This is a genomic window from Tunturiibacter gelidiferens (assembly GCF_014201335.1).
In the GTDB taxonomy this organism is placed as follows: Bacteria; Acidobacteriota; Terriglobia; order Terriglobales; family Acidobacteriaceae; genus Edaphobacter; species Edaphobacter lichenicola_E.
Map to the genome: position 1 here is coordinate 238,163 of NZ_JACHEB010000006.1, position 10,443 is coordinate 248,605.

6 protein-coding genes are annotated in these 10,443 nt (G+C 55.4%); 2 read left to right on the plus strand and 4 right to left on the minus strand.

All coding sequences use genetic code 11. The features are described from left to right. Positions 1-50 precede the first annotated feature (50 nt). Together HDF14_RS14255 and HDF14_RS14260 are read right to left on the minus strand one after the other, a co-directional pair. Entirely contained in the window at positions 51-1,433 is a 1,383-nt protein-coding gene (locus HDF14_RS14255) for a cytochrome P450 (protein ID WP_183977814.1), read from the minus strand. 94 nt (positions 1,434-1,527) lie between these two features. Then, positions 1,528-2,643 carry a fatty acid desaturase family protein gene (locus HDF14_RS14260; protein ID WP_183977816.1) on the minus strand — a complete coding sequence of 372 codons (1,116 nt, stop codon included), beginning with the start codon at positions 2,641-2,643 and terminating at the stop codon, positions 1,528-1,530. A gap of 528 nt (positions 2,644-3,171) precedes the next feature. On the opposite strand from HDF14_RS14260, the gene HDF14_RS14265 reads away from it, so the two are divergent. Further along, positions 3,172-6,501: a fatty acyl-AMP ligase gene (locus tag HDF14_RS14265; protein WP_183977824.1), complete on the plus strand. Its 3,330-nt coding sequence runs from the start codon at positions 3,172-3,174 to the stop codon at positions 6,499-6,501. Here the strand turns inward: HDF14_RS14265 and HDF14_RS14270 are convergent. Then, positions 6,488-7,255 (minus strand): hypothetical protein, encoded by a 768-nt coding sequence (locus HDF14_RS14270; protein ID WP_183977826.1) that lies wholly within the window; start codon positions 7,253-7,255, stop codon positions 6,488-6,490. The two genes, HDF14_RS14265 and HDF14_RS14270, sit on opposite strands and share 14 nt — an antisense overlap. 177 nt (positions 7,256-7,432) lie before the next feature. Here HDF14_RS14270 and HDF14_RS14275 point away from each other — a divergent pair, with 177 nt between their 5' ends. Continuing rightward, the gene (locus HDF14_RS14275) at positions 7,433-9,625 is read left to right on the plus strand and encodes an MMPL family transporter (protein ID WP_183977828.1); all 2,193 of its coding nucleotides are present in this window, start codon (positions 7,433-7,435) and stop codon (positions 9,623-9,625) included. Between the two features lie 6 nt (positions 9,626-9,631). Here the strand turns inward: HDF14_RS14275 and HDF14_RS14280 are convergent, their stop codons facing one another. Beyond that, positions 9,632-10,306 carry a nucleotidyltransferase family protein gene (locus tag HDF14_RS14280; protein WP_183977830.1) on the minus strand — a complete coding sequence of 225 codons (675 nt, stop codon included), beginning with the start codon at positions 10,304-10,306 and terminating at the stop codon, positions 9,632-9,634. Positions 10,307-10,443 lie beyond the last annotated feature (137 nt).

Genomic DNA, 10,443 nt, shown 5'->3' on the forward strand with positions numbered 1-10,443 from the left:
TCGAGACTTCAATCAGCGTCCATGGCCTCAGACAGACTTCTGAAATACCCCTATACTAAAGTCGTGATGCGCGGGGCAGACGTGACAGCATTGGTGAACGTCATACGAATTCCGTGCTTTGGCCGCAGAATCACCATTGGGCGAGCTTCGATCGTTTGACCGGGAGTCAGCTGGAAGTCGTATTTTCTGAGCAGATCGCTCAAGATCATGAGGATTTGCAGCATCGCATAATTTCCGCCGATACAACCTCTCGGACCGCCGCCGAAGGGAAGGTAGGTAAAAGGCGTTCGCAGCTTATCGTTCGCTTTAACGAAACGCTCGGTGTCGAAAACCTCAGGATCTTTCCAGTTGCGCGGAGCATGGTGCGCGCCGTACACATACACAATGACCATCGATCCGCGGGGTATCGCGACGTCACCTACGCGGTCGTCTGCAACAGCCATGCGGTCAATCATCCAGAACGGTGGATAGAGGCGGAGCGCTTCCTGAATGACCTGAGTCGCAAACTCGAACTTTGGGACGTGGCCATGGCTCAGAGGTTCATCGCCGAGAACGGAATCAAACTCCTGTCGCATCTTTTCGAGACAATCCGGACGCGAGCTCAAGAGATAAAGAAGCCACGATAACGCATTCGACGATGTTTCATGGCCAGCGACCAGAAGTTGCATGCTCTCGCTCAGGATGAGCTCGTCGGGCATACCTTCGCCATCGGTGTAACGCGCATCCATCAAAGTCTGCAGCAGATCGGGACGAGGCGGTTCCTTGCGGCGTCGCTTGATGTATTCCATCAGGACGGCGTCTGCGCGGGTACGCATCTCTTCGTGCCGGCGCAGTTCGCCCGAGGCGGCGAACCAGGGATTCAGATAGGGCTGAAGGGTCTGCCGAACGATGAATTCCTGAACAGTGCAGATGGTGTAGCTGACTAGATCGATGTCTTCGTGCTTCAAGGACGCGCCAAACAGTGATCTGGCGACCATCGCGAAGGTAATCTTCATTAGCTGGGGGTAGATGTCGACAGGGCCGTCGTGGATCTGTCTGTCGAAATCAAGGAGTGATTCAGCAAGGGAGTCCTGCATGATCGAGGACAGCGCATCGAGTTGCTTTCGATCGAAGCCCTTCTGGATGAGACGCCGCTGGGTGCGCCAGGCCTCTCCGTGGGTCGTGAGAAGACCTTTCCCAAGGAAGTGGCCCATCCGTTTTACTTGAATCTCAGATTTTTGATAGTTCTCCGCATTGGTCTTCAACACGTGCTGAATGATGGCGGGATCGATAGTAACGATCGCCTCCTTGAGACCACCCAAGTAAAACCGAAAGGTGTCGCCGAAAGTTTCGTTATATCTGGCCAAAACCGGCACAGGATTCCGAGCCATTGCTACAGAGTCAGCAAAGCTGCGAAATCGGGAAACGGCGGGGATAGGCGTAGATGTGGTCATACCGTGCCTTCCTGGTACCTGCATTGAATCGCGGGAAACTTCACGTCACTTGGAGGAAGGAATAGCGAGGCCATAGGTAAAAGATAAAACAGAATCAGTTTTCGTTCCCCAATTGCTTCAAAAGTATTAGATGGTGCCGGATTGCCTGGGTCATGGTCGTGTGCTGCCGATAGGGGACCCCGAACTCCTCGGCGGTCTCCTTGACGATTCTGGTCAGCGGAGCGTAGTGAGTATGGCACACGAAAGGACACAGGTGGTGGGCGATATGATGGTTCAGTCCGCCCGTGAGCCAAGCCACTAGCGGGTTTTCTGTCGCATAATCCGCAGTTGTCGCAAAGATGTGATACACGCCATTGTCAAACTCGCTACGGTCTGCGGGAAAGTAGGTGCTGTCGATGGTATGCGTCGTCTGGAATACGAGCGTTACGGATAATCCCACGATCAAATGGACTAGAAGGAACGCCCCGGCAACCAGTAGAGGCGATTTTCCCAGCACCATCACCGGCAAGACAAGCATATAAGTGAGGTAAAAGGCCTTGCCTGCAAAGAGAGTAGCGTATTCACGCAGCGGGTGCTTAGTACGTTTTAGATATCCGTGTGTCGGGAGGAAAAAGTGCTGGAAGTCTCTAACGAACACGTAGTCTAGAGAAAACATCGCGTACAGGAACAACGCGTAGATGTGCTGGAACCGGTGCCATGGCGCACGGGACTCGTAGGGTGTAAAGCGAAAGATGCCGCGCCCGGAGAGCGCATCATCTTCGCCATGCAGATTGATGCAGGAGTGATGGCCCCGATGATGGAGGATTCGCCACATATACGAGCTGATTCCGCACAGATCGAACACATAATTTAGGGTTTTGTTGACGAGTGGCCGGGACGAGATCGCGTTGTGATTGCTGTCGTGGGCTATGTTCAGCAAAAGAAAAGTCTGTGCGAGGCCCCCCAAAAGGTAGATAGCAACAAACCTCAAGGAGTTGGGCCTAAACGTATACAGAACAACCCACGTGCCCACGAGCACTGCCAGCCCCACGGCGATCTTGACCCACATTGCACGGTCCGCTTTGGGAGAAATCCTCGGATCAGCAAAAAAACTGTCCAGACGACGGCGTAAGACTTTCGGGAAGGATGACCCGCCAACTGGTTCGAAAATCGGCACTACTGGGGCTTCGGGTGGTACAAGATCCGCCGTTTCCGGCTCTTGAGCGATCATCGCTTCGGTTTCGAACGTCACCCGGCTCCTCCGCGATCATCGTAAATGGCCGGACGCCTACGTCGCGTCTGTGGCCTGACCCGCAGCGAAATCGTTGTCGCGCCGCCGACTGCCTCGCAGAATGATTCTAGTTTGAGCCCATAAGGACAATCAAGTGAATTCGGAACGGACAACGCGCCCGGGTGCCGTGCCACATACGTGGCAGCGATGACACATCGCATTGCCGCAATACTTTGCTAACATATATTCACCAATGATCTGTAACGAATGGGGCTCCTGCATGAGCCATAGAAGCTCGGCGGAGTTCCGCAAGTCCCCTTCGCGTCGTGTGCGGCCAAAAAGGAGAACATCCGCGCCCCAGCGAGCCGAGCGACGCTTATGCCGAGAAGAAATTACGCGTATATGCTCACAGTCGGCTCACAATGGAGCTCTGCATTTCAGACTCAATTGTGTTTCATCGCGCTCCCTGGGGAGGGATGTTTCGTTTACTGACTTGCGTTCTATTCAACCTTGGAGGATCGCTGATTGATGAAGGCGTCGATTTTAAGCCACCTGGACAGGCTGGCAGATGAGCACCCGGACAAACTCCTTTATTCGTATCTCGACGTAAACGGTGATCCGATCGAAAGCTACACCTACGCGTCATTTCTTCGCCGGGCTCAGGCGATTGCCGGGCATTTGCGGAAAGGAGGTCGTTTCGCGTCAGGCGACCGACTTCTGCTTGCCTACCCGCCCGGACTCGAAATGATCTGCGCATTCTTTGGCTGCGTGCGCGCTGGATTGATACCTGTTCCGGTTTATCCACCCAGTTCGCGTGGCTTCCAGAGCGCCCTATACAAGATGGTCCACATCGCGAAGGATTGCCAGGCAGCTGGGATCCTGACGAGCAGAGACTATCACGCATCCCTCAAGACGAATCTAGCCAGAAGCGGGGTTTCCGCGTCTGGCGTTGACGTAGACTACATCTCCGGTCTCCCATGGATCCCCACGGAAGATTTCGTAGAGACGATCGCTTTTGATCTAGTCATAGATTCTTCGAAGATCTTATTTCTCCAGTACACGTCGGGCTCCACGATGGAACCTAAAGGCGTGATCGTCACTCACGAAAACATCCTGAATACCTATTCGCTTGTGATCAACCATCCCTCCCCGGTCGTCGTTTCCTGGCTTCCGCAGTATCACGATATGGGGCTGATCGGGTGCTACCTCTATCCGGCGCTGAAAGGCGGCACGACGTACGGGTTCGCTCCCATGGATTTCATTCAGCGGCCGATCCTGTGGTTCGATGCGATCACCACCTACCGTGCCACCGCGACCGCTGCACCCAACTTCGCTTACGACTATTGCCTGCGCGCCGGGAGGCTTTCCAAAGATAGCCTCGAAGCGTGTGATCTCAGCTCGCTTCGCGTCTTAATGTGCGCTGCCGAACCTGTAAAGGCGGATACCTACACCCGGTTTCTGGAAGCGTTTCAGTCTTATGGACTCAAGTCCGAGAGTTTCTACGTCGCCTACGGGTTGGCTGAGAATACTCTGGCGGTCACCCTCGGCGGTCGCAACATCGTCTCGGTCAACAAGCGTGCCCTTGCTCTGGGGAAGGCCCGCATGACGACTGAGGTCTCTGAAATTGACGGGGCCACGCAAATTGTCAGCTGCGGAACTCCACTTCCCGGTCTCGACGTGAAGATCGTGGATCCGGAGGGACATTTCGTCCTTAAGCCGGACCGCATCGGCGAAATTTGGGTCGCCGGCAGCGGTAAGTGCCTGGGTTATTGGAATAATCCGGAATTGACTTTGAAGCAGTTTCGGGCGCGGCTTGTTGACGATACCCCCTACGACGACGGATACCTCCGTACTGGAGACATAGGATTCTTCCACGATGGCGAGCTCTACGTCTGCAGCCGCATCAAGGACATGATCATTCTCCGCGGGCAGAACTATTACCCGCATGACATTGAGAACGTCGTCGAGAAATCGTCCGGTCTGATCAGGCACAACTGCGTCGCCGCATTCCAGATTCAGGAAGACAGCGAGCCTGCGCTGGCAATCGTCGCCGAAGTTAAAAATCCCAGGTCCATTCCTGAAGCACGAAAGATTGCTGCCGCAGTCCGAAACTATCTCAACGTAGAAGTGGCCGTCATCTCCCTCATCGCGCCACGCGCGATCCCGAGAACGAGTTCGGGGAAGATCATGCGCCATAAGACCAAGCAGATGTGGCTGCAAGGTGAGTTCACCGTTCTCTCCGACTTTTCGCGGGAAAAGGACGCCGGCAACTGCGCCTCCGAAGCCCACGCCAATTCCTCTTTCGCCGAATTGAAGGCCCGCTACAACCTGACAGGTCAGGAGTCGTACAACCTCGTCGAAGCCGGCCTGGATTCTCTGGATCTTGTCGTCTTCATGCATGAGCTCAAGGAACTCCTGAAAGACAAAGGCGCCGAGGTGCTGGCGCGGCAAGTAGATATAGGTGTCATTCAGCGTGTCAGCGTAGCAGAGCTCTTCGGACTGGCAGAGATGCTGGAGAACGCTCCCGAAGAGGCAATCGTTCATTTACGTCATTCCCTTGCGGCCTTCCGCGAAGAGCAGAGCGCCGCCGAGAAGGAGATGATGACCAACGACCGTAAGCTCGTCTTCGAGCCTCCGGTGCCTGCGCCCGTGCCCGACACACCAATGCCGAGTCACGTGTTGCTCACGGGCGGGACCGGCTTCATTGGGCCATTCCTTATGAAGAGCCTGCTGGAACAGACACGGGCTAAGATCCATGTTCTTGTCAGGTCTTCCGACGAAAATCAGGGCCGGCAAAGACTGAGAGCCGCGATGGAGTCAATGGGCCCATGCGAGGCAGAGCTGATGGAGATGTTCGAGGACCGCGTGATCCCCGTCTGCGGCGATCTGGGGCAGCCAAATTTGGGCCTCACCCAGGACGTGTGGGATCTCCTCGCAAGTGAGATTGACACGGTGTTCCATAACGGTGCAACCGTGAACTACCTGTTCAACTACGACTTGATGCGCGACGCAAACGTGCTGGGAACCAATGAGGTCGTGAGATTGGCCTTCGAGGGACGACCCAAAGAGTTCAATTACGTCTCGACGACCTTCGTATTCGGCTGGGCGGTCAAATCCGTCCTGTATGAAACCGACCATAACGAAGACATGGAGCTGCTCGATTTCGGCTACAGCCAATCGAAATGGGTAGCGGAACAGGTGGTCTTCGACGCCCGCAGACGGGGACTTTCTGCGCGTGTCTTCCGGCCGGCTCTCGTCAGCCCCTCGGTGGCCGGAGGAGGCAACAACTTCGATATCGCTGTTCGGTTAGTCGCTTTTATGGTCAACCACGGCATTGGCGTCGATACGCTCAATCAGGTCAGCTTTGTTCCGGCCGACATCGTGGCAAACAACATCGTTGCAATCTCCACCACGCCGGGCACGGCCAACAAGACGTACCACATCGTGCGCGACGACTATTCCAACATGATGGATATCACTGGGCTGATTACCCAGGCGACAGGCCGGCAATTCGAAGCATACAGCCTTCCCGATTTCGTTCCCGAACTAATCCGGAGATGCCGCAAAGAAGATCTTCTCTTCCCGCTTCTGGATTTTCTGGTCGGTTCTGTCGACAACATCTCATCGATGGAGTTCAAACGCTATGACAACTCTTCTTATCAGATGGCCCGTGATGCCTCCGTGTGGGGCAAAGCGGACCCGTCACTGGAAGATACGGTCAATGGCATTCTGAAATTCATGTATCGCAAGGGGATTATTTCGATCACTCCTCGTGAAGCCGATGAGGTTCCAGCGGGCAATCCGATTCTGGACTGCTCCGAAGCGTTACCAGATGCATTATCCGCTACTGCTTCTTAAACAAGAGCTTCTCTGTTAGCCGCTGGCCCGTTTCCAACGAGCCAGCGGTGGATAATGTCATCTGTTGCCCGTCCGCGGAGATCACCCACCTGTCCTTTTGAGTGACTTGATTGTCCCGCCGATAGATCGCATCCACCGTGTGAGGATCGACAAGTTCAAGGGTCACTGTATCGTTGCGCGAGTTCTTCAGATCATATTGCTTTCCGTCAAAACGTGCGGTATAGCCGAAATCGCCCAGAAAACGGATCCCACCGCTTCCGTCCGGCTCGATTTTCAGCACCGAACCTTGCCGCAAACGGGTCTTGCTGAGATCTTGTGTCCACTCGCCTGCGAACAGGTTGTTGGCGACCTTCGCCCCTCCGATTCGCGTCCACACGGTGATCTGAACGGCTTTGCCCGCAGCCGTAGTCGTGGTCGTCAGCTCATTTCCATCATTCGAAAGTTTTTCCCGAATCGTCGCGACAGTAGTCCCATCTTTTATTTCTTTCACCTCCGCCTGCCTTTTATCAATCCTGCGCAGCCCGATTTGATTGAACCCGAGATTACCGGGTGCGGACGACTCGTGTCCGCTCCAATTCGCGGTGAAATCAAGGCGGCTTTCTCCTGACATGACTACATGCACACCGTCATGCAGAGGTGTGATGGAGAGCCGGTTCGGAGGATCCAGACTCGACTGCGCGGAAATGAGCGTCCAGGAGCCAACGCGAGGGTCCGCCACTCCAGGTTGGAAACCGGCAAGCAGTATAAGCAACATTAAGGTACGAATTGATCCTCCTAAGCTGGCGGGGAGAGTTTAGCAACCTAAGAAAGCTATCTTAGGTTAGTCCCTCGCAAGTGTATACAAACGATACCGGGAGCTTCAGTTACGACGATCTTGTATGACATGATCAATGCTATGCATGTGCGCCGTTTTTGGGTGTCGGGGACCGTGTTGGCAGCAGCCATTGCACTTCTTCCCTTCTCTTTTCACGCAGAGCGCCACCTGGAGACCGCAACCCGTGTCGAAGGGAGCCAGGCTGAAACGGTCCGGCAGGAGCTGGCCGATCGTTTTCGATCGCCGTTTGTGGACCGTGTAGTCCTGGTCGTCCAGGGACTTCCACCAGCGAACACTGAGCCAGGCGGCCAAGCCCTGGAAGCTATCGCGGCAGGACTGAAAGATCAACCCGGCGTTTCAGGAATAGTGTCCTACCTCGACCTGCGAGATCCGATCTTTCTGGGCCGGGGAGGGGGAACGTTTGTTCTGGTGGGCCTCACCTCGTCCGACGGCCCGGTGGAGTCGCTTGTCCCGAAACTTCACCAGCTGGCGAGCTCTCTAGAAAATCAACTGCGCGGCCGTTATCCGGCGGTGAAGCTCGAGCTTACAGGCGAAATTCCGCTGAATTTTGACATCCGCAAAGCCAGCGCCGCCGACGTGCAACGGGGCGAAAGGCTGGTGATCCCCGCGACGCTCGCACTTCTTCTATTGGCTTTTGGAAGCCTGATGGCCGCCTTCATTCCATTGGCGGTCGGCCAGCTTGCGATTGCGACCACACTGGCGATTACGGGTTTGCTGGCCCAGCGTTGGCACTTGTCCATTCTGGTTCAGAATTTAGCCACCATGCTTGGCCTGGGCCTGGGAATCGACTACGCGCTCCTCATGGTCAGCCGCTTTCGCGAAGCGATCTCCGCCGGGCACAGCGGACCCGAGGCATCGGTCATCGCGGCACGTCAGGCAGGTCACACGCTATTGATTTCAGCATCAACGGTAGCCATTGGATTTCTAGCCCTCCTGACGGTTCCGATCAGCGAAATCCGTTCCATCGGTATCGCGGGATTCCTGGTGGCAGGAATGAGTGTGTTGCTTACGAATACCCTCGTTCCGGCGGTCTTGGCCTTACTCGGTACCCGGATCAACCTTGGCCGATTACCCTTTACTCCAAAGCTGGATGCGGATCGGGCCGCGCGTACGGGAGACCGCTGGCGCCGCTGGGGGAAAGTGATCGTCGCGCATCCTTGGATTGCCCTCCTGGTGGCAGGAACTCCTTTGCTTTTGCTCGCCTGGCAGGCCAGACACCTGGATACCAGTCTCCCCAGAGGGGATTGGCTTCCGAAGACAGCGGAATCAGTCCATGCGCTCCACACCCTCGAACAGATGGATCGAGACGGCGTTGTTGAATCGCTGCGCGTCATCCTCGAACTTCCAACGGATTCCATCGCTCAAACCGACGCGGGGTGGAATGTGCTCGATCGTCTCACAAAGCGGCTCGCAAGCGACCCTCGCTGTGACCGGGTGATTTCTATCACTACGCTTGCGGAGGGCAACCAGTCTTCCCTTAATGGCCTCTCACGAGAGACGCGTCGAACGTTTCTGAGTAGTGACGGACGGGCGGCGCTGCTTGAGCTGATACCCAAGGGTTCGGTCTCCCTACGTGACCAGGTGACTTGGGTGCGGGAGCTTCGGAAGACCGGCGCGCCAGCTCTCACAGGCGTGCCTGGAGCGACCCTTCTCGTCGGGGGCATCCCGGCACTCAACGCCGATTATGAAACGATCATCAAAGACCGCTTTCCGTCGGTAACGGCGCTGGTAGTAGGGGGAACGCTCCTTGCATTGCTCTGTGGCTTTCGATCAATCTTCGCAGCCCTAAAGGCCATTGCACTCAACCTGCTGTCGGTCGCGGCCTCCTTCGGAGCATTAGTTTTCGTCTTCCAAGACGGACACGGAAGCAGGTTCCTGGGAGTTCCTGGGGGAACCGGTAGCGTGTTTCCACTTGTTCCGATCGTCGCCTTTGCCATCGTCTTCGGATTAAGCATGGACTATGAGGTATTTCTGGTCGCACGCGTTCTCGAAGCCAGAAGGAGCGGGCTCAGTGAAATGGATGCGATTCCAGAGGGCATGGCTAGAACCGCAGGCCTAATTACGAGCGCCGCCGCAATCATGATCGTGGTCTTTGCGGCCTTCACCATTGGAGATTTCCTGGTGGTCAAGATGATCGGATTTACGTTGGCGATTGCCGTGTTCATCGACGCGACACTTGTACGTATCGTGATAGGTCCCGCGCTCCTTCGTATCGCAGGCGATTGGAACTGGTGGCCAGGCGGCCTCGCCACGGCACGGAGAGAGCCCGTAACGACGAGTCGCGAATGATAGTTTCTAGGAAGCGGAGTGTCGTAGTTTCATTGCTAACCACGATGGAGGCGGCCCTAGCGGCCCGAAATCTCGAAGTCGCTCGTAGTCGTCCTTATTATCGATGTCGAGGAGAATCCCTACGTCGTTTACTTCTTCTTTGACTATCCTGTCCAAGTGATTCCCAAAGATCGCTCGGCAGCCGATATCTCCTCGAAGCGCCATAACCTCAAGGAAGACAGAACGATCCAAAAGAACAGGATTGCCGCGAAAACCCTGAAACATCGGGATCACGATCTGTGCATCGGATCGTCGATATTGATCGATAATTCGATCGAACGTTTTCGTCCGAACGAATGGCTGATCCGCCAGCACGATCAGCGCGGCTTTTATGTTCTTATCCAAGACGGCCAACCCAGCCCGTAGTGACGTTGCCATTCCCTGACCGTAGTCGGGATTCACGAGTATTCTCAGTTGTCTCGTGGACGACTCTGCAAGCCGTTCGCGGATCGTCTCCGCCGAGGAGCCGAGTACGAGAACAATCTCATCGACGTTGGAGCCAATAAGATTTCCAAGCGTTCGCTCAAGCACGGTACTGTCGGCCAATGGGAGAAGTTGCTTTGCTTCTCCCATGCGGCTGGAACTGCCGGCAGCCAGAACAATAGCACCCACGCGCGATTCAATTCTTGTCTTCGTCGACATGCCTATACCTGAATGCCCCATCCTTTCACGGGCATCCTTATATTGGAAAGTGCAACTATGTTTAGGGAATCGCGCTAACCAATTCACGGCCAGCATACCAACGGTGACTGGCAACAAGCGTTAGGGTTCATATCTCT